Source organism: Parageobacillus thermoglucosidasius, assembly GCF_001295365.1.
GTDB classification, from domain to species: Bacteria; Bacillota; Bacilli; order Bacillales; family Anoxybacillaceae; genus Parageobacillus; species Parageobacillus thermoglucosidasius.
The window spans coordinates 3,035,359-3,057,731 of record NZ_CP012712.1 but is presented as its reverse complement, the minus strand read 5'-3'; the positions used below and the strand labels follow the sequence as shown (position 1 = coordinate 3,057,731).

Here is a 22,373-nt window from a genome sequence, read left to right as displayed (position 1 = left end):
AGTGGGGGAATGGCAATGAGTGACAGCGGAAAAGGCTTTTATCAAGTGTTTGAGGTATTTAGCAGGAAAAATGATACAGCACCGCTTCAGCATCAATTTAGCCTGCTTGCCCCAAACCATGAAATCGCTTTAGTGATGGCGCAAGAAAATTTTATGCGGCGCGAAACGGTTTCTGACATCTGGGTCGTGAAACGATCAGATATCCGCATGATGACGGAAGAAGAAAAAGAATCGTTAAAGCGGCTCGATAACAAAGATTATCGCACTACAAAAGGGTATGGATATTTGAAAAAGAAATGGCGTCAATACGAACAGCAAATGCTTGATGAAAAAGAGATTCTTTCATGGAAGGGCGAGATCCAGCGATGAAAATCACGAAACCTGAGGAATTACAGCAGCATCCCGAATATAAAGAAGCGCTCGTGGAGCTATTGTTTCAACTAGCGGATGACGATTTTATTCTCTCTTATCGCGGTTCGGAATGGCTTGGGCTTGCGCCGCACATTGAAGAGGATATCGCGTTTTCTTCCATTAATCAAGATACGATGGGGCATGCGGCAATGTATTATCAGTTGCTAGAAGACATTGGTATCGGAAAGGCAGATGTTTTGGCACATCAGCGCCCATCATCCGAACGCCGAAACGCAATTTTACTCGAGGAAGTCAACGGCCCTGGCCATTATTTGCGCGAACCTCGATATGATTGGGCATTTGCCGTTGTTCGCCACTATTTTTACACACAGGCGAAAAAAGTGCGCGTTGATTCGTTGAAACATAGTTCGTATGAACCGCTCGCTCAAGTTGCTGTCAAAATCAACATGGAGCTTTATTACCATCTCATGCATTGGAGAACATGGTTCATTCAGCTTACGAATGCTCAAGGTGAAGCTCGTGAACGTATGAAAAAGGCGGTTGTGAAAGTATTTGAAGATTTTGGCGGCGTGCTGACGCTTGGAATGAAAGGAGATAGAATGGTAGAATTTGGACTTATTGAAAACGAAGAGATATTAAAACATCGTTGGATTCAAGCGATGCAGCCGGTTTTTGCAGAAGTAAACCTCGATTTGCCAAGCGAGTTCGGTATGAAACGTGGCAACGGACGAAACGGAGAACATACGGCAGATTTAGACGAAGCGATTATGACATTGTCAGAAGTATATCGCCTCGACCCTCTAGCGACATGGTAATTTGTGAGTTTCTCGGAAAGAAGGGGTAACGATGGCCTCCAATCTTGCGGTAGAAAGAATTATGGAAATGTTAGATTCTGTAAAAGATCCTGAAATAGATTCCGTCAGTGTCATCGATTTAGGAATGGTCGAAGACGTTCAGGTTCAACACGGCGAAGTCACAGTCAAACTACTTCCAACATTTATCGGTTGCCCGGCGCTCGATATTATTCAACAACGTGTCGAACAGACTCTTTTGCAGTTAAAAGGAATCGATCGCGTTACTGTAGAATTTATTCGCCATCCGCCATGGACGTCTGACCGAATCACAGAGAAGGGACGGGAAAAGTTAAAAGAATTCGGTATTGCGCCGCCGCCGCGGCAAGTCGGTTCAAACGGCGAATGGCACGTTGAGTGTCCTTATTGCCACTCTTCTTTTACGGTAATAGAAAACTTGTTCGGGCCTACCGCTTGCAGAAGCATTTTCTACTGTAAGCAGTGCAAAAATCCGTTTGAAGCGATGAAACCAATCTCCACATGGATGTAAAAAATTTATAAACAAGGAGAAGAGAACGATGATTAAAATGATTGCCCTTTATAAACAACCAAAAGATAAAGAAAAATTTGATGAACATTATTTTGGCACGCACGCCCCAATTACCGCGAAAATTCCGGGGCTGCGCAAAATGGAAGTAACGAAAATTACCGGTACGCCAATGGGAGGAGAGAGTGAATACTATTTATTATGTGAAATGTACTATGACAGTTATGAAGCGTTCAAAGCAGCAATGAAAACGAGTGAAGCGAAAGCGTCGGGAAAAGATTTAATGTCGTTTGCAGGCGATATCGTCACATTGATGGTGGGCGAGGAAGTGAAAAATGACTGAGTTTGCGCACATTCGCACACATGTTGATGAGAATGTTGCTGTGATTGAACTGCATCGCCCAGACGTGTTAAACGCCTTGAATAGGAAAATGGTAACGGAAATCGTCAGCGCGATGGAATTTTACGACCGCGATGAACATGTGCGCGTCATCGTCTTGACAGGAAGCGGCCGTGCCTTTGCAGCAGGAGCGGATATCGACGAAATGGCAAACGATGATTCCATTACGCTGGAATTGCTTAATCAATTTGCCGAATGGGATCGCCTTGCACTTATTAAAAAGCCTACGATTGCCGCCGTACACGGTTTTGCATTAGGCGGAGGATTCGAACTCGCGCTTAGCTGTGACCTGTTGTTTGCGGCCGATACAGCGGAATTCGGATTTCCGGAAGTGAATATCGGTGTGATGCCAGGTGCGGGCGGAACGCAGCGCCTTACTAAATTAATCGGCAAAACAAAAGCGCTCGAGTGGCTTTGGACAGGCGAGCGTATGTCGGCAAAAGAAGCGCATGAATTAGGGATTGTCAACCGTGTCATCGCGCCAGAGTTATTGGATGAGGAAACAATGCGGTTTGCGAAAAAGCTGGCAAAACAGCCTCCTTTATCCGTCCGCCTAATTAAAGAAGCCGTGAATAAGGCAGTAGACTATTCGCTATATGAAGGCATGCAGTTTGAGAGAAAAAATTTTTATCTCCTTTTTTCGTCTGAGGATCAAAAAGAGGGAATGGCGGCATTTATCGAAAAACGAAAGCCGCGTTTTCAAGGAAGATAAAGGTGGTGCTGTCGATTGTATGAAACGATTCATTATGAAGTGCGCGACCGCGTAGCATGGCTTACGCTTAACCGTCCTGACAAACTGAATGCGCTTACAGAGCAGATGAACAAGGAAATCACGAAAGCACTGAAGCAGGCTGCTAATGATGAAAACGTTCGCTGCCTTGTGATTACTGGGGCAGGACGGGCGTTTTGTTCCGGTGAAGATCTCGGCGGCGTGACGGAGGAAATGGATCACGGGGAGGTGCTAAGGACGCGCTATGCACCGATGATGCAAACGCTCTATCATGTTGAAAAGCCAGTGGTCGCCGCGGTGAATGGGGTTGCGGCCGGCGCGGGAATGAGCTTGGCGCTCGCGTGCGATTTTCGGCTTGTCTCAGAGAAAGCGAGCTTTGTCGAAGCGTTTATTCACGTTGGCCTCATTCCGGATGCGGGAAATTTGTATTATTTGCCGCGATTAATCGGGCATGCGAAAGCACTTGAATTGGCGGTTTTCGGCGAAAAAATTTCCGCGCCAAAAGCAGCCGAGCTCGGGCTTGCCACCGCTGTTGTCCCTGAGCAATCTTGGGAAGAAGAAGTGCAGCGTTTTGCTGGCCGGCTTGCCAACATGCCGACGAAAGCGGTTGGTTTGATCAAACGCTATTTGCGCGAAAGCTGGCATTGTACCTTCGAAGACTATTTGGAAAAAGAAGCTTACGGCCAGCGCATTGCCGGACTGACGGAAGACCACCGAGAAGGCATTCGCGCTTTCTTTGAAAAACGCCCACCATCATTTCAAGGAAAGTAAGTTAAGGAAAAGGAGTGGAAGATAGATGGCGACTGTGAAAGAACAAAAAATGGAGAAGCTTGAAACAAAACGTGAAATGTATCATCTGATTATTAACGGGGAGCGTGTCGAAAGCGCTTCCGGGGAAACGTTTACGACATACAACCCGGCAACAGGGGAGCCGGTTGCGAAAGTAGCGAAAGGAACGAAAGAAGATGCGGAACGTGCTATTCAAGCGGCGCGTCAAGCTTTTGATCATGGCAAATGGCGCCATTTTCCTGTCAACAAACGGGCGCGTATTTTAAACAAAATTGCTTCTATTATGCGTTCCCGTTTTCATGAGTTAGTAGAATTAGAGATTTTAGATACAGGGAAAGCACTTTCCGCCGCACAAGGGCAAGTGATGCAGGCGATTGAAGATTTTGAATTTTACGCCAGTGCCATTATCAGCCATCGCGGCACGGTCAACAATATGCCAGGTGCGTTTCATAATTTTACCGAAAAAGAGCCTGTCGGGGTATGTGCGCAAATTATCCCATGGAATTATCCATTGATGATGGCAGCGTGGAAAATTGCCCCAGCCATTGCAGCAGGGTGTTCCGTTGTTGTCAAGCCGGCTTCATTAACACCGCTGACATGTATCGTACTTGCAGAAATTTGTCATGAAGCTGGCGTCCCGGAAGGTGTCGTCAACGTAGTGACCGGGTCTGGCTCTGAAGTCGGGAATTATTTAGTTGAGCATCCGCTTGTTGATAAAGTTGCCTTTACTGGTTCGACTCCAGTTGGAAAAAATATTATGGAAAAAGCGTCGAAAACGTTAAAACGGGTAACATTAGAACTCGGCGGCAAATCGCCGAACATCATCTTCGAGGATGCAGACATTGATGCCGCTGTTAACGGTTCATTATTCGGAATTTTCTATAATACCGGACAATCTTGTGAAGCGCGTTCCCGTTTATACGTACATGAAAGCATTTACGATCAATTCATCGAAAAATTTGTTGAAAAAACGAAAAAATTGAAGCTTGGCAATCCGTTTGAGCAAGATACCCATGTTGGTGCCATCATTAGCCGCGAACAACTAGAAGTTATTGACGGCTATGTGAAATCTGCCATCGAAGAGGGAGCTACGATTGTCACTGGCGGGAGAAAAGCGAAAGTGGAAGGGTTTGAAAACGGCTTTTGGTACGAACCAACCATTATTACGGATGTCAATCATCAAATGAAAGTCGTTAAAGAAGAAATTTTCGGCCCGGTCGTCGTTGTAATGAAATTTAATGATGAAAATGAGGTCATTAAATTGGCTAATGACAGTGAATATGGCTTGGGATCGGCCATCTGGACAAAAGATCATGCACGTGCGATTCGTGTGGCGAAACAAATTCAAGCTGGTATTGTCATGGTTAATAGCCCGTTCTCCGCGTTCCCAGGAACGCCGTTTGGCGGATATAAACAGTCCGGATTCGGACGTGAGCTTTGCATCGAAACACTCGACTTATATACGGAAACGAAAAGCATCCTGTCTTATTATGGAAGCCGTCCGCTCAATCCTTTCGGCGTGTAAAGTGAAAGGGGTTGGTGAAGCACTCTATCTTGCGGATGGAGTGCTTATTTTGTCCTATCATATAAGAACATAGCAAGGAGGGATTTTGGTGATTCGCCATATTGTGGTTGTTGGTTCAGGGGTTATGGGAAGAGGAATCGCTTATGTCAGCGCAGTCGGCGGATTTGAAACGACGCTCATCGATGTGAAAGAAGAACAGTTAAAAAGCGCGAAAAACGAAATTTCGTCTATTTTTGAACAAGGAATTACGCGCGGTAAAATAACAAATTCAGAGAAGCAGGAAGCCGAAGCGCGATTGCATTACTCGACGAATTTAATCGGAGCAGTCAAGGAAGCGGATTTAGTCATTGAAGCCGTGCCAGAAAAATTGGAAATTAAAAAACAAGTGTTTGAGACGATTGATCAACATGCGCCGGCATCTTGCTATTTTGCAACGAATACGTCAACGATGAGCCCAACGGAAATCGCGTCCTTTACGCAGCGGCCAGAAAAAGTGATTGCAATGCATTTTTTCAACCCTGTTCATAAAATGAAGCTTGTTGAAATCATCCGCGGTTTAGAAACGAGCGATGAAACAGCCGATGTTATTCAAAAGGTTGCACAGCAAATGGGAAAAGAAACTGTTGTTGTGAATGAATTTCCTGGATTTGTGACAAGCCGGATTAGCGCCTTAGTTGGAAACGAAGCATTTTATATGCTTCAAGAAGGTGTTGGCACACCAGAAGAGATTGATAAAGCGATTAAACTCGGCCTCCATTATCCGATGGGGCCATTTGAGCTAGCAGATTTAGTCGGATTGGATACAAGGCTCAATAACTTAAAATATTTGCATGAAAAATTAGGGGAAAAATATCGCCCGGCACCATTGCTTGAACAATACGTCAAAGCAGGGCGGCTCGGCAGAAAAACAGGAAAAGGGGTATATGATTACACCAATAAAGAATAAAAGGGGCGATAAATATGAAAGAAGTAGTCATTGTCGACGCAGTACGGACACCGATAGGAAAATATAAAGGAGCGCTAAAAGACGTCCGTCCGGATGATCTTGGCGCTATTGTGATTCGCGCACTGGTTGAACGTAATCCACATCTTCCTGTCCAGCAAATTGAAGAAGTTGTTCTCGGTAACGCCAATCAGGCAGGAGAGGATAACCGGAATGTCGCTCGTATGTCTGCTTTATTGGCCGGATTGCCGGTCGAAGTAGCGGGGACGACGGTTAACCGCTTGTGCGGATCAGGGCTTGATGCGGTGAACTACGCGGCGCGCGCCATCATGACAGGAGAAGCGGAAGTGGTCATTGCCGGCGGAACGGAAAGCATGACGCGCGCGCCATTTGTCATGGCAAAACCAAGTGCCGACTTTCCACGCGGCAATATGGAAATGTTTGATACAACGATTGGCTGGCGATTTATCAATCCGAAGATGGAGGAAATGTATGGAACGGACAGCATGCCGCAAACAGCGGAAAATGTCGCAAAGCGGTTCGGCATTTCCCGAGAAGAACAAGATGAATTTGCCTATGAGAGCCAAATGAAAGCGAAAAAGGCGATTGAATCGAACCGATTTGCCGACGAATTAGTTCCGGTTATCTACTACGACCGCAAAGGCAATCAAGTCATCGTGGACAAAGATGAACACCCCCGTCCAGACACGACGCTGGAAAAACTCGCAAAACTGCGTCCGCTCTTTGAAAACGGCACTGTCACAGCCGGAAATGCTTCAGGAGTAAATGACGGAGCGTCCGCGCTTTTATTGATGAGCGTGGAAAAAGCGAAAGAACTTGGTATGAAACCACTTGTGAAGTATGTAACATCGGCTGTGGCGGGAGTAGAGCCAGCGGTGATGGGAATTGGCCCGATTTATGCGACAAGAAAAGCGTTGGCTCGCGCTGGCTTGAAGATTGGTGATATTGGTTTAACAGAGTTGAATGAAGCGTTTGCATCTCAATCGATAGAATGCATTAGACAGCTTGGTCTTGACCGCGAAAAGGTAAATGTCAACGGTGGAGCGATCGCTCTTGGCCATCCGCTTGGGGCAAGTGGCGCCCGCATTTTAACAACACTCATTTACGAAATGAAAAAACGGGGCGTTAAATATGGACTTGCAACGATGTGTATCGGCGTTGGCCAAGGAATTGCTACGATTGTTGAAAATACTGATGAATGATGAGGGGAAGAACAATGGAAATGATAATGGCAAACGTATTGGTGGAAAAGAGAGATCATATAGGTTACGTGACATTGCACCGTCCAGAAGCGATGAACTGTTTTGATTACGCCACGTTGTGCCAGCTTGGAGAAGCAGTGGAGCGCATCCACCTTAATCGCGACATTCGTGTTGTGATTTTTACTGGCGCGGGAGACAAAGCGTTCAGCGCAGGCGCGGATTTAAAAGAACGGAAGACGTTGAATGAAATGGAAGTGCGGCGCAACGTGAAAAAAATCCGCGACGTTTTCAATGCTGTGGCCAATTTGCCGCAGCCGACGATTGCTGCTGTAAATGGGTATGCGTTTGGCGGCGGATTTGAACTAATGCTTGCTTGTGATTTCAGAATCGCAGTGAAAGGAGCAATCATGGGGTTAACCGAAGTGAGCTGGGCGATTATCCCAGGCGCTGGCGGAACGCAGCGGCTTCCTAGGTTAATTGGCGAAGCGAAAGCGAAAGAGTTAATTTTGACGGCCCGTAAAATAACTGCTGAACAAGCGTATGAATACGGCCTGTTAACAAACGTAGTAGAAAAAGAAAATTTAATGCCTAGCTGTGAAGCGCTGGCACACGAAATGATGCAAAATGGCCCAATTGCTTTGCAGCAAGCGAAATACGCGATTCAACAAGGCATGAACGTTGATTTGCAAACAGGGATCGCCATTGAAGCGAAAGCATACGAATTAACGATTCCGACGAAAGATCGCTTAGAAGCATTAGCTGCATTTAGCGAAAAGCGAAAACCACAATTTACAGGGGAGTGACTCATCGCATGAGCCTCCCCTTTTTATTTAACGTTTTTTTTTCGTTCGTCTTGTCGTCGTAATAAAAATTTGTTACGATTATATCTTGAAAACAAGATAAAGGGTGTCCACAATGAGCATGAATACGCGGTCGATGATTTTTACTATTTACGGTGATTATATCCGTCATTATGGAAACAAAATTTGGATTGGCAGCCTAATTCGCTTATTAAAAGAGTTTGGGCATAATGACCAAGCTGTTCGTGCTGCGGTTTCGCGAATGAGCAAGCAAGGATGGGTAAAAGCGGAAAAAAAGGGGAATAAAAGCTACTATTCGTTGACGGAACGGGGAATTAAACGCATGGAAGAAGCTGCAAAACGTATTTATAAAATCCGCCCGGAAAAATGGGACGGCAAGTGGCGTATTTTAGTGTATACGATTCCTGAAGAAATACGGAATGTGCGGGACGAATTGCGCAAAGAGCTCGTTTGGAGCGGTTTTGGCACGATTTCCAACAGCTGCTGGATTTCTCCGAATAATTTAGAAAAGCAAGTGTATGATTTAATCGATAAATATGAGATTGAACCATATGTCGATTTCTTTATCGCGCAATATGACGGACCACACACGAACAAGCGATTAGTTGAGAAATGTTGGGACTTGGATGAAATTAACCAAAAGTACGAGGAGTTTATTTCTATTTATAGCCAAAAATACATTATTGATAAACATAAAATTCAGCGCGGGGAAATGTCAGATGCAGAATGTTTTGTCGAGAGAACGAAGCTCGTGCATGAATATCGCAAGTTTCTGTTTATCGATCCGGGATTGCCAGAAGAGCTGCTTCCAAAACAGTGGATGGGGAGCCATGCTGCCGCATTATTTAGTGAATATTACAAGGAGTTAGCTGTTCCGGCTAGCCGTTTTTTTGAATCTGTGTTTATGGATGGAAATGAACTAGAGAAAAAAGACGAGGAATATGATGTCTATGATCATCCTTTTATTGTGGAATGACACTTTTCCACTGAAAAGCATAAAAGCACTGCTGATGGAAAGCAGTGCTTTTATGCTTTTTTGCTTCGATCTGCTAACAGTTGACGATATTCTTTCCCTTTTTGAACGTACGTATCAATCGACAATTGAATAAGTGCTAAATCTTTTTCAGTAATTTCACGGACAACTTTTCCCGGAGAACCCATGACAAGAGAACGCGGCGGAATTTTTTTGCCGGAAGGAATTAACGTGTTCGCCCCGATAATGCATTCTTCGCCGATTTCGGCACCGTCTAAAATCGTGGAACCCATGCCGATAATAGAGCGTTTTCGAATGGTGCAGCCGTGAAGAATGACATTGTGGCCGACCGTCACTTCGTCTTCCACCACAAGCGGCGATCCCTCATATAAATGGCATGTCGAGTTATCTTGAATGCTGCAGCGCTCCCCAATAATAATCGGTGCTTCATCGCCTCGCAACACGGCATTAAACCAAATGGTCGATTCTTTTCCAATCGTAACATCGCCGATAATATGAGCGCCAGGAGCGATAAATACTGTATCGTCCACTTTCGGCGTTTTTCCATTGTAACAATAAATCATTCCCATCCTCCTTAAAGTATGGTAAGGTTATGATAAGTATAACACAATTTTTACGGGGTGGGAATTTTATGAATGATATTTGCCGTTTGCTACATATTCGTTATCCGATCATTCAAGGGGGAATGGGCAATATTAGCAACGCGCAGCTGGCTAGTGCCGTGTCCGAAGCGGGAGGGCTTGGAACGATTGGTGTTGGCACAATGCCGCCCGATGACGTGGAAGCAATCATCATCGAAACAAAGCGAAGAACAAGCCAACCGTTTGCCGTTAATATTCCGATTCAAGTAACGCCGTATGTAGACGAAATGATATCGTTAGTCTTCAAACATCGCGTTCCTGTCGTTTCATTGTCAGCGGGGAATCCGGCACCGCTTATTCCACGTCTTGCAGAACAAGGCGTGAAAATAATTGTCGTGACCGCTTCGGTGAAACAGGCGAAAAAAGCGGAAGCAGCGGGGGCAAATATTATTGTTGCTGAAGGATATGAAGCAGCGGGAATTAATTCGACGTTAGAATTGACGACAATGGCGTTGATCCCACAAATCACAAGCGCTGTCCGCATTCCTGTCGTAGCTGCCGGCGGAATTGGAGACGGCAGGGGATTACTCGCTGCATTCGCTCTTGGCGCTCAAGGAGTTCAATTAGGTACGCGCCTCATTGCAACAAAAGATGCGCCGTTTCATGAGACGTACAAACAGTTAATCACCAATGCCAGTGAGAACGAAACAGTGATTGTTGGTCGATCAGTTGGAAGGGTGCGAAGAATTATGCGCACTCCGTATGCAGAGAAATTGCTGCAGTATGAGAAGGAAGGAGTGTCGCTGGAAAAGTTCAATGAATATACATCAGAAGACCGCCATCGTCGCGGAGCGCTTCAAGGGGATTTTTATGAAGGATTTGTCAATGCAGGGCAAATTGCTGGACTCATCGAAGACATGCCGACGGTGGCAGAACTATTTCAGCAAATGATGGAAGAAGCGAAACAGCAGCTGAATAAACTAAACACACTTCTCCATTCATAATATTTTGGGTGAAGAAAGAACATCTTCCCGCCAAGATGTTCTTTTTTATAATTATTATTTTTAAGAAAATTATTGACTTTCTGTCTATTTGATTGATAATATTTATTTAGTATAACGTTATTTTAACGTTATTAAATATTTTTATGATGTTTTTTGTAAGCGTTTGCAAATAAGAGCATATCATAAGGAGAAAATTGGCGTTATGCCAATTTGGATAAAAATCAAGGAGGGATAAGGAATGAAAAAAGCAATCAAACGACTGGCAGTACCTATGCTTGTTGGTATGTTAGCGCTTTCAGGTTGCACGAAAGAGAAGACAGCGACAAAAGGTGCTGAAGGGAATGAAAAGGAGGGAAAAACAGTCACGATTGGCGTCACGCAAATTAGCCAGCATCCGTCGTTGGATGCTGCGTTCAACGGGTTTAAAAAAGCGCTGGAAGACGGCGGATTTAAAGAAGGGGAAAACGTCAAGTACGATGTACAAAACGCGCAAGGAGACATGAACAACAGCCAAACGATTGCGAACAATTTTGTGTCTGATGGAGTTGATCTTATTTTTGCCAATTCCACCCCAAGCGCACAAAGCGCATTAAACGCTACGAAAGAAATTCCAATCGTGTTTACGTCTGTGACTGATCCAGTCGGTGCCGGTTTAGTTCCATCGATGGATCAAGCTGGTGAAAATATTACTGGAACAACAGATAGCCATCCTGATGCGATTCGAAAGACCATTCAATTTATTGATGAACAAACCGGCGCCAAAACGGTTGGGCTCATTTATAACGCAGGAGAACAAAACTCAGTGGCACAAATTGAAAAAGTAAAAGTTGCCGCGAAGAACACCGATTTGAAGTTTGTGGAAACATCTGTTTCAACAACAGCAGAAGTGAAACAGGCAGCAGAGTCTTTAGTTGGCAAAGCAGATGTGCTGTATATTGTCACCGATAATACGGTTGTATCGGCAATCGAGTCGGTCGTGAGCGTTGCCAATGAAAGAAAAATCCCTGTTTTTACTGGAGAGCTTGATTCATTAAAACGCGGCTGTTTTGCGGCGTATGGGTTTGATTACTATGACATCGGTTATCAAGCGGGAGAAATGGCAGTTGCCATTTTAAAAGGACAGAAAAAGCCATCGGAAATTAAACCGGAATATCCGGACAAATTAAAGCTTGTGATCAATAAACAAGCAGCACAAAAGCAAGGAATCAAGCTGAAGCCTGAGTGGGATCAAATGGCGGAATACATCGAATAAATTCGAAAGGATGAATGCCTTTGTTGACGGCGATGGTAGGTGCGATCGAATCAGGAATTATTTATGCCATTATGGCGTTAGGAGTATATTTGTCGTTTCGTATTTTAGATTTTCCTGATTTAACGGTGGACGGCAGCTTCGTTACTGGAGCCGCCGTTGCAGCGACGCTTATTGTCAGCGGAGTCAATCCGCTTGTTGCGACATGTCTTGCGCTTTTTATCGGGTTCGCTGCTGGGTGCATGACCGGGATTCTTCACACAGTTGGAAAAATTAACGCTCTTTTGTCAGGGATTTTAATGATGATTGCGCTGTACTCCATCAACCTTCGCATTATGGGGCGTTCTAATGTGCCGCTTTTAAATCAAAAAACAATATTTACAATGATTCAAGAATGGGGGGCGAAGTTCGGCCTTGATTCAGCAGCGGCGAAAACGTGGGGAATCTTCGTATCGATGGCGGTTCTTACTCTTCTGTTTAAATTTTTCACGGACTGGTTTTTGCAGACAGAAATCGGGCTCGCGATCCGGGCCACGGGCGATAACCCGCGTATGATTCGCAGCTTGTCGGCGAATACGAATTTGCTCATCGTTTTAGGTCTGGGGCTTTCAAATGCAATGGTTGCGTTCTCAGGAGCGCTTATTGCGCAATATGGCGCGTTTGCCGATGTCGGCATGGGAATCGGCATGATTATTATCGGTCTCGCTTCCGTTATCATTGGGGAGGCAATATTTGGAACAAAAACGATTGCGAGAACGACACTCGCAGTCGTCGGCGGATCGATCATTTACCGCATTGTTGTTAGCCTTGCTTTGCGTGCGCAGTTTTTAGAAACAGGAGACGTGAAGCTTATCACGGCGTGCATTGTCATTTTAGCGCTTGTCATGCCGCAAATCGTTCGCCAACAACAAAAGAAAAAGCGCAAAGAGCAGAAAAGGCGGGAGCGCGCGCAGGTCATCGCAATCTCTGCAAACGGAAAGGGTGAAAGCGATGTTGCAATTAAATCGGATTTATAAAGTGTTTAACGAAGGAACGGCCGATGAAAAAATCGCCCTTCAAGATATCAATTTGACGCTTCAAAAAGGAGATTTTGTCATGATTATCGGCAGCAACGGCGCAGGAAAGTCCACTTTAATGAATTTGATTTCAGGCGTGCTATTTCCCGATGAAGGAACAATTTATATTGACGGCCAAGATGTGACAATGATGCCAGAATACGTTCGCTCTCGCTACATCGGAAGAGTGTTTCAAGACCCGATGGCGGGAACGGCGCCAAGCATGACCATTGAGGAAAATCTTGCGATGGCGTACGCGCGGAATCAAAAACGCACGCTTCATCGCGGGGTAACAAAAAAACGGCGCGATTACTTTCGTGAGGTACTCGCGACGCTTCATCTTGGCTTAGAAAACCGCTTACAGGCGAAAGTTGGCTTGCTTTCAGGCGGAGAGCGGCAAGCGTTGTCTTTGCTGATGGCAACATTTACAGAACCGTCCATCTTGTTGCTAGATGAACATACGGCTGCTTTAGATCCGGCGAGAGCAGAATTGGTTACCAATTTAACGAAAGATATTGTTAATCAATACAGATTAACAACATTAATGGTCACCCATAACATGCAACAAGCCATCGATTTAGGAAACCGCCTTATCATGATGGATAAAGGAAAAATCATTTTGGAAGTGAATGAAAATGAAAAGAAGGGGTTAACGGTAGAAAAATTATTGGCGGAATTCCAGCGGATTCGTGGTACTCAACTAGTGAGCGACCGTGCAGTGTTAAGTTGAACAATAAGTGAAGATCGGATAAGCATTTTCGGGCTTATCCCCTTTTTTCGGATTAAAACATAAAATAATATAACGTTTTTAAAACGTATATATATTTATTAGTAATAATAGAAGGAGTGGAACAAGATGAAACCAGCAATGAAAGTGGGAGACACCGCTGTGGTGGAAACGGTCGTGACTCCTGATATGTTTGCCCAATTTGAAGGGAATATTGTCCATCGGGCTTATTCTACCGTATCCATGGTATATCACATGGAATGGGCTTCCCGTAAAATTATTTTACCTTATTTAGAAGAGCATGAAGAAGGAATGGGAGCGGCTGTATTCGTGAAACATATAGCTCCGACGGCGGAAGGATCGACAGTGACGGTGACAGCGACAGTGACAGAACTTCGTGACAATGTTGTCGTAACGAAAGTGGAAGCGAAAAATGAGGTACAAGTAATCGGAATCGGTGAAGTGAAACAAGTGATTTTACCAAAGCAAAAAATCGATCAAATGTTACAGAAACAACAGTTGCATTCATAGGAGGTTGTAAGAATATGAATACCGTTACCAATCAGTGGAAAGCGGTGGATATATTTACGCAAATTCGTGACCATGAGCAAGTCGTATTTTGTAATGATAAAAACACGGGATTAAAAGCAATTATCGCCATTCATGACACAACGTTAGGCCCAGCGCTTGGCGGATGTCGGATGTACCCATATGCGACCGTTGAAGACGCACTATTTGATGTGCTCCGTCTTTCGAAAGGGATGACGTATAAATGCCTTGCGGCAGATGTAGATTTTGGCGGCGGCAAAGCGGTTATTATCGGAGACCCACACAAAGACAAGACACCGGAATTGTTCCGTGCATTTGGCCAGTTTGTTGAATCGTTGAATGGCCGGTTTTACACAGGTACTGATATGGGAACGACGCCGGATGATTTCGTTCACGCGATGAAAGAAACAAACTGCATCGTAGGTGTTCCTGAAGAGTATGGCGGCAGCGGCGATTCTTCGGTACCGACCGCGTTAGGTGTCATTTACGGTATTCAAGCTACCAATAAAGTGATTTGGGGAAGCGACGAGCTTCATGGAAAAACGTACGCCATCCAAGGGTTAGGAAAAGTAGGAAGAAAAGTAGCGGAGCGTTTATTGAAAGAAGGAGCGGACTTGTATGTGTGCGATATTCATCCAACGGCAATTGAAGCGATTGTATCATATGCAAAAAAATTGGGAGCGAACGTAAAAGTTGTACAAGGGACGGAAATTTACAGAACAGACGCGGATATATTTGTTCCATGTGCGTTCGGCAATGTTGTAAATGATAATACGATACATGTGTTGAAAGTAAAAGCGATTGTCGGTTCCGCCAACAATCAATTACTTGATGTGCGCCACGGACAGCTGCTGAAAGAGAAAGGAATTTTATACGCGCCAGATTACATCGTTAACGCTGGAGGACTTATTCAAGTAGCTGATGAGCTGTACGGATTGAATAAAGAACGTGTACTACAAAAAACAAAAGCGATTTATTCGACGCTCCTTCATATTTATTCCCGTGCAGAAGCAGACCATATCACAACAATCGAAGCAGCAAACCGTTTTTGTGAAGAGCGGTTGCAGCAGCGTAGCCGCCGCAATGATTTTTTTACGCACCGCAAACAGCCGAAGTGGGATATCCGCCGGTAACAGTAAAGGAGGGATTCGATGGAATTTCAGTTTCCGATAATGCAAATTATGAATGAACAAGGGTGTATCGTACGATCCGAATATCGTGAACAAATGACAAAAGAACTGGTAATGACGATGTACCGCCATCTTATCCGTACCAGGACGTTTGATAGAAAATGTGTCAGTCTGCAGCGGCAAGGTCGCATTGGTACGTATGTTCCGTACGAGGGGCAGGAAGCGTGCCAAGTTGGAAGCGCTCTTGCGCTGCGCGATGGCGACTGGATGTTTCCGACATACCGCGATCACGGCGCAATGATGACATTTGGCTGCTCTTTAATGCAGATACTTCTATATTGGAAAGGCCGAACGGAAGGGTGTGTTCCGCCGGAAGGAAAAAAAATCGTTCCGCCGAGTGTTCCGATTGCCACTCAGCTGCCGCATGCAGCAGGAGCAGCTTACGCTGAAAAGAGGAAAGGAACGAAAAATGCAGTTATTGTCTATTTTGGAGATGGAGCAACATCTGAAGGAGATTTTCACGAGGGGCTTAATTTTGCAAGCGTTTTCAATGTACCTGTAGTCTTTTTCAACCAAAACAATCAATATGCGATTTCTGTGCCGATTACTCGCCAAATGAAATCAAAGACGATCGCGCAAAAAGCGCTGGCATACGACATTCCTGGCATTCGCATCGATGGGAACGACATTTTTGCCGTGTATTTTGAAACACAGCAAGCGCTCGAGCGGGCAAGAAACGGGAGAGGGCCGACGTTAATCGAAGCGGTCACATGGCGTTATGGCGCCCATACTACTTCCGATGATCCATCGAAATACCGCGATCAAGAAGAAAGCAAGCGAAGACGCGAGACGACCGATCCTATCAAGCGGATGGAACGATTTATGCAGCGGGAAGGTTGGTGGGATGAAAAATGGGCGAATCAAGTACAGGAGGAAGTGAGCATGGAAATCGAGCAAGCAGTAGCCGAAATGGAACGATATCCAAAAGCGAACCCGGCTGACATGTTTGATTATGTTTTTGCTCAACCGACGTGGACGATTACGGAACAGAGAAACGCGTATTTTCAATGGAAGCGGGGGATCGAAGGATGATAACGGCGATGAACACCAAGACGCTAACACTTGTGCAAGCAGTGAATGATGCGCTTCGCACGATGTTAAAGGAGAGAGAAGATGTCATTTTGCTTGGAGAAGACATCGGAAAAAACGGCGGTGTATTCCGCGCTACGGAAGGATTACAGGAAGAATTCGGCGAGGAAAGGGTGATCGATACACCGTTAAGCGAAGCAGGATTTACTGGTGCAGCGATCGGAATGGCGATCAGCGGACTTCGTCCTGTCGTGGAAATTCAGTTTTTAGGCTTTATTTATCCAGCATACGAGCAAATTATGACGCATGCCGCACGGATGCGCGCACGGACGATGGGGCATTTTACCGTGCCGATGGTTATTCGCGCCCCATATGGCGCGGGTGTGCGCGCACCAGAGATTCATTCTGACAGCACCGAAGCACTGTTTACCCATATGCCGGGCATCAAAGTCGTCTGCCCGTCCACGCCATATGATGCAAAAGGGCTGCTCATTGCCGCCATTGAAGATCCTGACCCGGTGCTGTTTTTAGAGCCAATGCGCAGTTATCGTGCAGTTCGCGAGGATGTGCCAGAAGGAAAATATACTGTTGAAATCGGCAAAGGAAAAAAATTGCGCGAAGGAGGCGATGTGACCGTCATCGCTTGGGGGGCAATGGTTCCAGTAGCGCTGAAAGCAGCCGAATCTGCCGAAAAAGAAGGAATTCATGCCGATGTCATCGACTTGCGAACACTCTACCCGCTTGACAAAGATATCATCGCCGATTCGGTTCAAAAGACAGGTCGAACGGTCATTGTGCAGGAAGCACACGCCACCGGTGGATTGGCAAATGATATTCTCGCTGTTATTAATGATACATCGTTTTTATATCAAAAATCGCCAGTAGAACGAGTGACTGGATTTGACGTTCCCGTGCCGTTTTTCGCCTATGAAGATGATTATTTACCAACGCCACAGCGCGTTTTACACGCGATCGAAAAAGTAATGAACTTCTAGCGGAAGGGGGAGAAGCAATGGAAGTGAAGCTTCATGATATCGGCGAAGGAATGACCGAAGCAGTCGTATTAAGTTATTTCGTTAAAAAAGGGGACTATGTAAAGGCAGACCAGCCGCTAGTCGAAGTGCAGACAGATAAAATGGTGGCGGAAATACCTGCGCCAGCCGCAGGCATCATCCAAGATATTCTCGTTCCCGAAGGAAAAACAATTTCAGTTGGCACGACGATTCTTACGTTAAAAGCAACATCACCGCCACTTGCGGAAATGCGGTCCAATCCGCCGGAAGTGCCGACAGAATCCACTCCACCGTTTGTCATGAAAGAAGAAAAGGCAGCTTTCGCTAAGCGTGCGGTAGAACGGCGCGTGCTTGCCTCACCGCATACTCGGAAAATTGCCCGCGAACACGGGGTGGATTTAGAACAAGTTGTTGGCACAGGACGAGGCGGCCGAATTACCGACGAAGACGTGTACCGCTTTATCGAAACTAACAATGCGAAGCAAGCGAATCATTTATCAGTTGCAGGCGGCGATACGGAAGTTCCATCATTCGCAAAAGCGGATGACCATGCACCAGCGTTTTCTGTCATCCCGTTCCGCGGCCGCCGCAAGCAAATCGCGAAAAAAATGGCGCAATCGTTATATACGATTCCGCATTGCACACATTTTGAAGAAGTCGATGTCACTGAGCTCATCTGGTTCCGTGAAGAACTGAAACAGCACAATTTCCATATTTCCGCAACGGCGTTTTTCATTAAAGCATTGTCGCTTGCGTTAAAGAAGTTTCCGATATTTAATGCCAGGCTTGATGAAGAGTGCGAAGAGATCCATCTTAAACAAGAGCATCATATCGGCATTGCAGTCGACACAGAAGAAGGATTAATCGTGCCAGTCATCAAACATGTCGAAAGCAAGTCACTGCGGGAGATTCATGAAGAAGCGAAACGTCTCACGAAAAAAGCGCAAGAAAACAAACTAGAGCTCCAAGAAATGACAGGAAGCACATTTACCATCAGCAATGTTGGCCCGCTCGGCGGCAGCATTGGTGCAACCCCAATTATTAATTATCCAGAAGTGGCACTTATGGCGTTCCACAAAACAAAAAAACGTCCTGTTGTCATGGAAAACGATGAAATCGCAGTGCGCTCAATGATGAACATCTCGATGTCATTTGACCATCGCATTGCCGATGGCGCGACAGCGGTGGCGTTTACCAACTATTTCGTAAGACTGATTGAAAATCCAAAACTAATGTTAATGGAGTTGGTATAAATGGTAGTCGGAGAACTTGCTCATGAACGGGATGTCGTTATCATCGGCGGAGGACCAGGCGGATATAACGCCGCAATTCGCGCCGCCCAGCTTGGGCTGTCTGTCACACTCATCGAAAAAGCGGAACTCGGCGGTGTTTGCTTGAACAAAGGATGTATTCCGTCAAAAGTGTTCACTCATGCTGCACAGAAAATGGCAGAGATTTCTCATATAGAAGAAATCGGGATTAAATTGGGGCATGTTTCGTTTCAATTAGGCAAACTGCAAAACTATAAGACAAAGGTCGTTACTCAGCTTCGCCAAGGTGTCGAAGCGCTTTGCAAAGCAAACCGCATCGAAGTCATTTGCGGCAAAGCGTCCTTTTTATCGGAAGACCGCATTGGTGTTGAGTCGGGAGAAGCGTTTGCTGTGTACCGCTTTCGGCATGCCATCATTGCCACTGGGGCATCATACGTTTCACCGCCATCTATCACCATTGACCATGACCGCATTTTAAACGCTTATTCCATATATGGAGTGGAAGCATTGCCGAGTCATTTGCTCGTATATGGAGATGATTATATTGCACTTGAAGTGGCAATGAGCTTTCACGCGTTTGGTTCGCAAGTGTCCGTCATTACGAATGATGGCACATTTGGGCTGGATGAAACGGTCGCTAAAGAATTGCAGAGAATATGGAAAAAAAGAAAAATCAAACTTTATCGGCATTGCAAAGTAGAAAGTGTCACATCATCCCCAGACGCCGTTGCCGCCACGTTAAAAACAGCGTCAGGAGAAACGGTGACGGCGGAGGGGTCGCATATATTTGTGGCATGTGAAGCGAAAGCGAACATTGATGAGTTAGGCCTCGACCGTCTTGGCATCCAGCGCACGGAACAAGGATTTATTGAGATCAACCATCAAGCGCAAACATCGCTTTCTCATATTTTCGCTGTGGGAGATGTAACAGGCGGGTCGATGCTTGCAGTGAAAGCGATCAAACAAGGAAAGGTCGCCGCTGAAACAATTGCTGGAAAACAGTCCGAAATCGATCTCACCTTTCTCCCGACGATTGTGCATTCCATTCCCCCGATAGCAAGTGTTGGATTGACGGAAGAAGAAGCAAAAGCGCAGTATGAGGACATTCGTGTCGGAAGTTTTCCGGTAGCTGGAAACGGATATGCCGGCATTATTGGTCAAAAAGATGGAGTAGTAAAAATCATCAGTGATACAAAACATGATTTAATATTAGGTGTTCATATGATTGGTGTTGGGGCTATTGATCTCATTTCAAGTGGAATTATTGGATTGGAAATGGCCGCACACGAAGAAGATATAAAATTTCCTTTTTATCCGCACCCGAGTAACAATGAAAGTTTGTTAGAAGCAGTAGAAGCATTGCAGGCGGAAGCAGTTCATCTCCCGCCAGCAAAACAAAAAGGGAACGAGAAAAAAGCAGTCTCTCGCTGAGACTGCTATCTTTATGCTTTGTTTGAAACGTTTGTGTTAACCGGGGAGGAAAGGCGGTTGATTTGTTTTCAAATGTATATACGGGGAATATTCATTGCCAAGATCACCACTTTTTCCATTCCACAATCAAACATGTCTGCGCCGTATCGTTTAATATATTTTTGCAAATGGTCGCATATTCTTTGGCAAACAAATTTTCGATACCTAATTAACTCATGAACCATAAGCGAACATCGCTACACTCTCTCTAAGAATATGAACCCTTCCTAGCCGAACTATGAAATGGAATCTAAACGTAGCGCGTCTGCACTATGCTGGTAAATGTCAAGCGTATTTTTCACAGGCTCGATAAAATGCTCTGCGCCTATCAGCTTAGGAACGATCTTTATTTTCCTTCAGTAAACGAATACAATTATTCAAAATTTGCGCGAAGGTTGCAAGAACGTAATAAAACATTCTTGTCAAAATTCGCAAACAAGATGAGACATTGTAACATTACCGTAAAAAATGTTAATTTTTCTCTTCTTCTTGCATTTTGTCAACCCTTGTTTCGCAAGTAATAGATGGGAAAGAATAATAGGGGAGCCAATGCATGATGAAATAGCCATGAAAGAAATTTTTTTACAATTCTTGTTTTCACGGGGATTGGCTTCGATTTTTTATATGAAAAAATCTTATCTTGCAGAAAAAAATAGCAAATAAATCTAATATCCATATTTATCCACAAATATTACAAAAAATCCGTGTTATGATGTACGTGCAAGCAAGAAATGTGATTGGAGGAGGAGAAACATGAACAAAAAAATCGTATTTTCCCTTGCTGCGTCTTTAGCGATTGTCGGTGCGTCGTTTACAGCGAAAGCGGCTGAGGCTGCTCCATGCCCAAATGCACAAGGCTATGAAACTAAAACTTATACGGTCTATCCATCTAACGTACAAGATATCGAAAAATGGATTCAATCAAAACTTCCATTTATTTTAGATAAAACAGGAAATTTCAAAGTAGTAGCAAAACCGGGCACGACAACTGTGCAAAAACCGGCGGCGAATGGACAAGCTCCTGCTAATAAGCCAGCGGCACAAACTCCTGCGGCAAATGAAAGCAAAAAAGCAAATGAAAATGAAGCAGGACTTAAAGCTTATGAACAACAAGTCGTAGATTTAACGAACAAAGAGCGGGCGAAATATGGCTTGCCGCCTTTGAAGGTCGATGCAGCATTAAGCAAAGTCGCCCGGGAAAAATCAAGAGATATGGCGGTCAACCATTATTTCTCCCACAACAGTCCGACGTATGGATCGCCATTTGAAATGATGAAAAAATTCGGCATTTCTTATACAGCCGCTGGAGAAAATATTGCAAAAGGCCAACGGACGCCGCAAGAAGTAGTGGCCGCTTGGATGAACAGCGAAGGCCATCGGGCAAATATTTTGAACAAAAACTATACTCATATTGGCGTAGGTTTTGAAGAAAACGGGTACATCTGGACGCAACAATTTATCAGAAAATAAGTGCCGGCGTTTCTGCGCCACACTACTAAAACACCACTAAGCAGCATTAGTGGTGTTTTTTTGCCCGTTTCTTGAGCAGCAAAAGTTGATTTTGTTGTTTCCATTCTCCCTTTGCCGATGGGCAAAAACAGCCTGATGAGAAGCTTGATTTTTAAGGGGATGGCGCATTTTTTCATCAGGCAGCCCCTTGTTATTGTGGACGGTGTTGCAAAACCGGAGTAAAAACTCAAAGTTATGCATAAAGATGCAACACAACACATGCAGTACATATTCGATGAAATCCATACCATCTTGATTGTTTCGCTCCGTCGCTTTTTCACTCGTTGAACATCCGTTCCATTCCGCGGCGAAGTCCAAACAGCCATTGGCCAAACGGCGTTTGCAAAAAAACAGGAAGAACACGGCCGTAGGCGTCTTTTTGTTCCCTGCTATTGCGGCGGTTGATGGAGGAAATCCATAGGATTCCTGACTGTTCTGCGGTTGGACGAATCTTTCTGTCATACGCGGCACCGCCCAATCCCCATTCGATATCCCACTGTTCCCTGTATTCAAATTGAAGCTTTAAAGACTTCTCCAAGAGTAGCTTTGATAACCCAAAATGAAATAGATTATTAAAGGATTATCGATAAC

The 22,373-nt window shown here is 45.0% G+C and carries 23 protein-coding genes and 1 pseudogene; 22 read left to right on the top strand and 2 right to left on the bottom strand.

Annotation, left to right across the window (positions count from 1 at the left end):
• The first annotated feature begins 15 nt into the window (after positions 1-15).
• From paaB to paaX, 11 genes are all read left to right on the top strand, one after another.
• The gene (paaB, locus tag AOT13_RS14980) at positions 16-369 is read left to right on the top strand and encodes a 1,2-phenylacetyl-CoA epoxidase subunit PaaB (protein ID WP_003249807.1); all 354 of its coding nucleotides are present in this window, start codon (positions 16-18) and stop codon (positions 367-369) included.
• The gene (gene paaC / locus AOT13_RS14975) at positions 345-1,187 is read left to right on the top strand and encodes a 1,2-phenylacetyl-CoA epoxidase subunit PaaC (RefSeq protein WP_003249809.1); all 843 of its coding nucleotides are present in this window, start codon (positions 345-347) and stop codon (positions 1,185-1,187) included. Before paaB ends, paaC begins: the two co-directional genes overlap by 25 nt.
• A 31-nt stretch (positions 1,188-1,218) precedes the next feature.
• The gene (paaD, locus tag AOT13_RS14970; protein WP_003249811.1) at positions 1,219-1,713 is read left to right on the top strand and encodes a 1,2-phenylacetyl-CoA epoxidase subunit PaaD; all 495 of its coding nucleotides are present in this window, start codon (positions 1,219-1,221) and stop codon (positions 1,711-1,713) included.
• Positions 1,714-1,741: 28 nt separating this feature from the next.
• Positions 1,742-2,053: an EthD family reductase gene (locus AOT13_RS14965; RefSeq protein ID WP_003249813.1), complete on the top strand. Its 312-nt coding sequence runs from the start codon at positions 1,742-1,744 to the stop codon at positions 2,051-2,053.
• Entirely contained in the window at positions 2,046-2,822 is a 777-nt protein-coding gene (locus AOT13_RS14960) for an enoyl-CoA hydratase/isomerase family protein (protein WP_003249814.1), read from the top strand. The genes AOT13_RS14965 and AOT13_RS14960 overlap by 8 nt, the downstream gene beginning before the upstream one ends.
• Positions 2,823-2,837: 15 nt before the next feature.
• On the top strand, positions 2,838-3,611 hold the full coding sequence (locus tag AOT13_RS14955; protein ID WP_003249816.1) for an enoyl-CoA hydratase-related protein: 774 nt from the start codon (positions 2,838-2,840) through the stop codon (positions 3,609-3,611).
• A 25-nt stretch (positions 3,612-3,636) separates the two neighbouring features.
• Positions 3,637-5,154 carry an aldehyde dehydrogenase family protein gene (locus AOT13_RS14950; protein WP_003249818.1) on the top strand — a complete coding sequence of 506 codons (1,518 nt, stop codon included), beginning with the start codon at positions 3,637-3,639 and terminating at the stop codon, positions 5,152-5,154.
• An 88-nt stretch (positions 5,155-5,242) separates the two neighbouring features.
• On the top strand, positions 5,243-6,100 hold the full coding sequence (locus AOT13_RS14945) for a 3-hydroxyacyl-CoA dehydrogenase (protein WP_003249820.1): 858 nt from the start codon (positions 5,243-5,245) through the stop codon (positions 6,098-6,100).
• Between the two features lie 14 nt (positions 6,101-6,114).
• On the top strand, positions 6,115-7,320 hold the full coding sequence (locus AOT13_RS14940) for a thiolase family protein (RefSeq protein WP_003249821.1): 1,206 nt from the start codon (positions 6,115-6,117) through the stop codon (positions 7,318-7,320).
• Between the two features lie 14 nt (positions 7,321-7,334).
• Positions 7,335-8,123 carry an enoyl-CoA hydratase-related protein gene (locus AOT13_RS14935; protein WP_003249823.1) on the top strand — a complete coding sequence of 263 codons (789 nt, stop codon included), beginning with the start codon at positions 7,335-7,337 and terminating at the stop codon, positions 8,121-8,123.
• 118 nt (positions 8,124-8,241) lie between these two features.
• A complete protein-coding gene (gene paaX, locus AOT13_RS14930; RefSeq protein ID WP_003249825.1) occupies positions 8,242-9,117 on the top strand; it encodes a phenylacetic acid degradation operon negative regulatory protein PaaX in 876 nt (291 codons plus the stop codon).
• Positions 9,118-9,167: 50 nt separating this feature from the next.
• On the opposite strand, the gene AOT13_RS14925 is transcribed toward paaX, so the two are convergent.
• Entirely contained in the window at positions 9,168-9,698 is a 531-nt protein-coding gene (locus AOT13_RS14925; protein ID WP_003249827.1) for a gamma carbonic anhydrase family protein, read from the bottom strand.
• Positions 9,699-9,766: 68 nt separating this feature from the next.
• On the opposite strand from AOT13_RS14925, the gene AOT13_RS14920 reads away from it, so the two are divergent.
• From AOT13_RS14920 to AOT13_RS14870, 11 genes are all read left to right on the top strand, one after another.
• Positions 9,767-10,720: an NAD(P)H-dependent flavin oxidoreductase gene (locus tag AOT13_RS14920; protein ID WP_003249829.1), complete on the top strand. Its 954-nt coding sequence runs from the start codon at positions 9,767-9,769 to the stop codon at positions 10,718-10,720.
• A gap of 238 nt (positions 10,721-10,958) precedes the next feature.
• Positions 10,959-11,972, top strand: coding sequence for an ABC transporter substrate-binding protein (locus tag AOT13_RS14915; RefSeq protein WP_003249831.1), 1,014 nt, complete (start codon positions 10,959-10,961; stop codon positions 11,970-11,972).
• Positions 11,973-11,992: 20 nt separating this feature from the next.
• Positions 11,993-12,985: an ABC transporter permease gene (locus AOT13_RS14910; RefSeq protein WP_003249833.1), complete on the top strand. Its 993-nt coding sequence runs from the start codon at positions 11,993-11,995 to the stop codon at positions 12,983-12,985.
• A complete protein-coding gene (locus tag AOT13_RS14905; protein WP_042383838.1) occupies positions 12,960-13,754 on the top strand; it encodes an ABC transporter ATP-binding protein in 795 nt (264 codons plus the stop codon). The genes AOT13_RS14910 and AOT13_RS14905 overlap by 26 nt, the downstream gene beginning before the upstream one ends.
• A gap of 126 nt (positions 13,755-13,880) precedes the next feature.
• Complete coding sequence (locus AOT13_RS14900; protein ID WP_042383836.1) at positions 13,881-14,282, top strand: thioesterase family protein; 402 nt, start codon at positions 13,881-13,883, stop codon at positions 14,280-14,282.
• A gap of 14 nt (positions 14,283-14,296) precedes the next feature.
• Positions 14,297-15,433, top strand: coding sequence for a Leu/Phe/Val dehydrogenase (locus tag AOT13_RS14895; protein WP_013400587.1), 1,137 nt, complete (start codon positions 14,297-14,299; stop codon positions 15,431-15,433).
• 18 nt (positions 15,434-15,451) lie between these two features.
• Positions 15,452-16,522, top strand: a complete 1,071-nt coding sequence (gene pdhA, locus AOT13_RS14890; protein WP_003249840.1) for a pyruvate dehydrogenase (acetyl-transferring) E1 component subunit alpha — start codon at positions 15,452-15,454, stop codon at positions 16,520-16,522.
• Positions 16,519-17,514 carry an alpha-ketoacid dehydrogenase subunit beta gene (locus AOT13_RS14885; RefSeq protein WP_003249843.1) on the top strand — a complete coding sequence of 332 codons (996 nt, stop codon included), beginning with the start codon at positions 16,519-16,521 and terminating at the stop codon, positions 17,512-17,514. Before pdhA ends, AOT13_RS14885 begins: the two co-directional genes overlap by 4 nt.
• A gap of 17 nt (positions 17,515-17,531) precedes the next feature.
• Complete coding sequence (locus tag AOT13_RS14880) at positions 17,532-18,785, top strand: dihydrolipoamide acetyltransferase family protein (protein ID WP_013400590.1); 1,254 nt, start codon at positions 17,532-17,534, stop codon at positions 18,783-18,785.
• Entirely contained in the window at positions 18,786-20,234 is a 1,449-nt protein-coding gene (gene lpdA / locus AOT13_RS14875) for a dihydrolipoyl dehydrogenase (RefSeq protein WP_003249847.1), read from the top strand. It abuts the gene before it with no gap.
• A 792-nt stretch (positions 20,235-21,026) separates the two neighbouring features.
• Entirely contained in the window at positions 21,027-21,743 is a 717-nt protein-coding gene (locus AOT13_RS14870) for a CAP domain-containing protein (RefSeq protein WP_003249849.1), read from the top strand.
• 216 nt (positions 21,744-21,959) lie between these two features.
• Here the strand turns inward: AOT13_RS14870 and AOT13_RS19690 are convergent.
• Positions 21,960-22,284, bottom strand: a pseudogene (locus AOT13_RS19690) (ISNCY family transposase); the annotation flags it as partial.
• Positions 22,285-22,373: the final 89 nt, after the last annotated feature.

Excerpts from the sequence above, each read along its gene's own strand:
- paaB (WP_003249807.1), top strand. The coding sequence starts at position 16 with ATGAGTGACAGCGGAAAAGGCTTTTATCAAGTGTTTGAGGTATTTAGC.
- paaC (WP_003249809.1), top strand. The coding sequence starts at position 345 with ATGGAAGGGCGAGATCCAGCGATGAAAATCACGAAACCTGAGGAATTA.
- paaD (WP_003249811.1), top strand. The coding sequence starts at position 1,219 with ATGGCCTCCAATCTTGCGGTAGAAAGAATTATGGAAATGTTAGATTCT.
- AOT13_RS14965 (WP_003249813.1), top strand. The coding sequence starts at position 1,742 with ATGATTAAAATGATTGCCCTTTATAAACAACCAAAAGATAAAGAAAAA.
- AOT13_RS14960 (WP_003249814.1), top strand. The coding sequence starts at position 2,046 with ATGACTGAGTTTGCGCACATTCGCACACATGTTGATGAGAATGTTGCT.
- AOT13_RS14950 (WP_003249818.1), top strand. The coding sequence starts at position 3,637 with ATGGCGACTGTGAAAGAACAAAAAATGGAGAAGCTTGAAACAAAACGT.
- AOT13_RS14940 (WP_003249821.1), top strand. The coding sequence starts at position 6,115 with ATGAAAGAAGTAGTCATTGTCGACGCAGTACGGACACCGATAGGAAAA.
- AOT13_RS14935 (WP_003249823.1), top strand. The coding sequence starts at position 7,335 with ATGGAAATGATAATGGCAAACGTATTGGTGGAAAAGAGAGATCATATA.
- paaX (WP_003249825.1), top strand. The coding sequence starts at position 8,242 with ATGAATACGCGGTCGATGATTTTTACTATTTACGGTGATTATATCCGT.
- AOT13_RS14925 (WP_003249827.1), bottom strand. The coding sequence starts at position 9,698 with ATGATTTATTGTTACAATGGAAAAACGCCGAAAGTGGACGATACAGTA.
- AOT13_RS14920 (WP_003249829.1), top strand. The coding sequence starts at position 9,767 with ATGAATGATATTTGCCGTTTGCTACATATTCGTTATCCGATCATTCAA.
- AOT13_RS14915 (WP_003249831.1), top strand. The coding sequence starts at position 10,959 with ATGAAAAAAGCAATCAAACGACTGGCAGTACCTATGCTTGTTGGTATG.
- AOT13_RS14905 (WP_042383838.1), top strand. The coding sequence starts at position 12,960 with ATGTTGCAATTAAATCGGATTTATAAAGTGTTTAACGAAGGAACGGCC.
- AOT13_RS14900 (WP_042383836.1), top strand. The coding sequence starts at position 13,881 with ATGAAACCAGCAATGAAAGTGGGAGACACCGCTGTGGTGGAAACGGTC.
- AOT13_RS14895 (WP_013400587.1), top strand. The coding sequence starts at position 14,297 with ATGAATACCGTTACCAATCAGTGGAAAGCGGTGGATATATTTACGCAA.
- pdhA (WP_003249840.1), top strand. The coding sequence starts at position 15,452 with ATGGAATTTCAGTTTCCGATAATGCAAATTATGAATGAACAAGGGTGT.
- AOT13_RS14885 (WP_003249843.1), top strand. The coding sequence starts at position 16,519 with ATGATAACGGCGATGAACACCAAGACGCTAACACTTGTGCAAGCAGTG.
- AOT13_RS14880 (WP_013400590.1), top strand. The coding sequence starts at position 17,532 with ATGGAAGTGAAGCTTCATGATATCGGCGAAGGAATGACCGAAGCAGTC.
- lpdA (WP_003249847.1), top strand. The coding sequence starts at position 18,786 with ATGGTAGTCGGAGAACTTGCTCATGAACGGGATGTCGTTATCATCGGC.
- AOT13_RS14870 (WP_003249849.1), top strand. The coding sequence starts at position 21,027 with ATGAACAAAAAAATCGTATTTTCCCTTGCTGCGTCTTTAGCGATTGTC.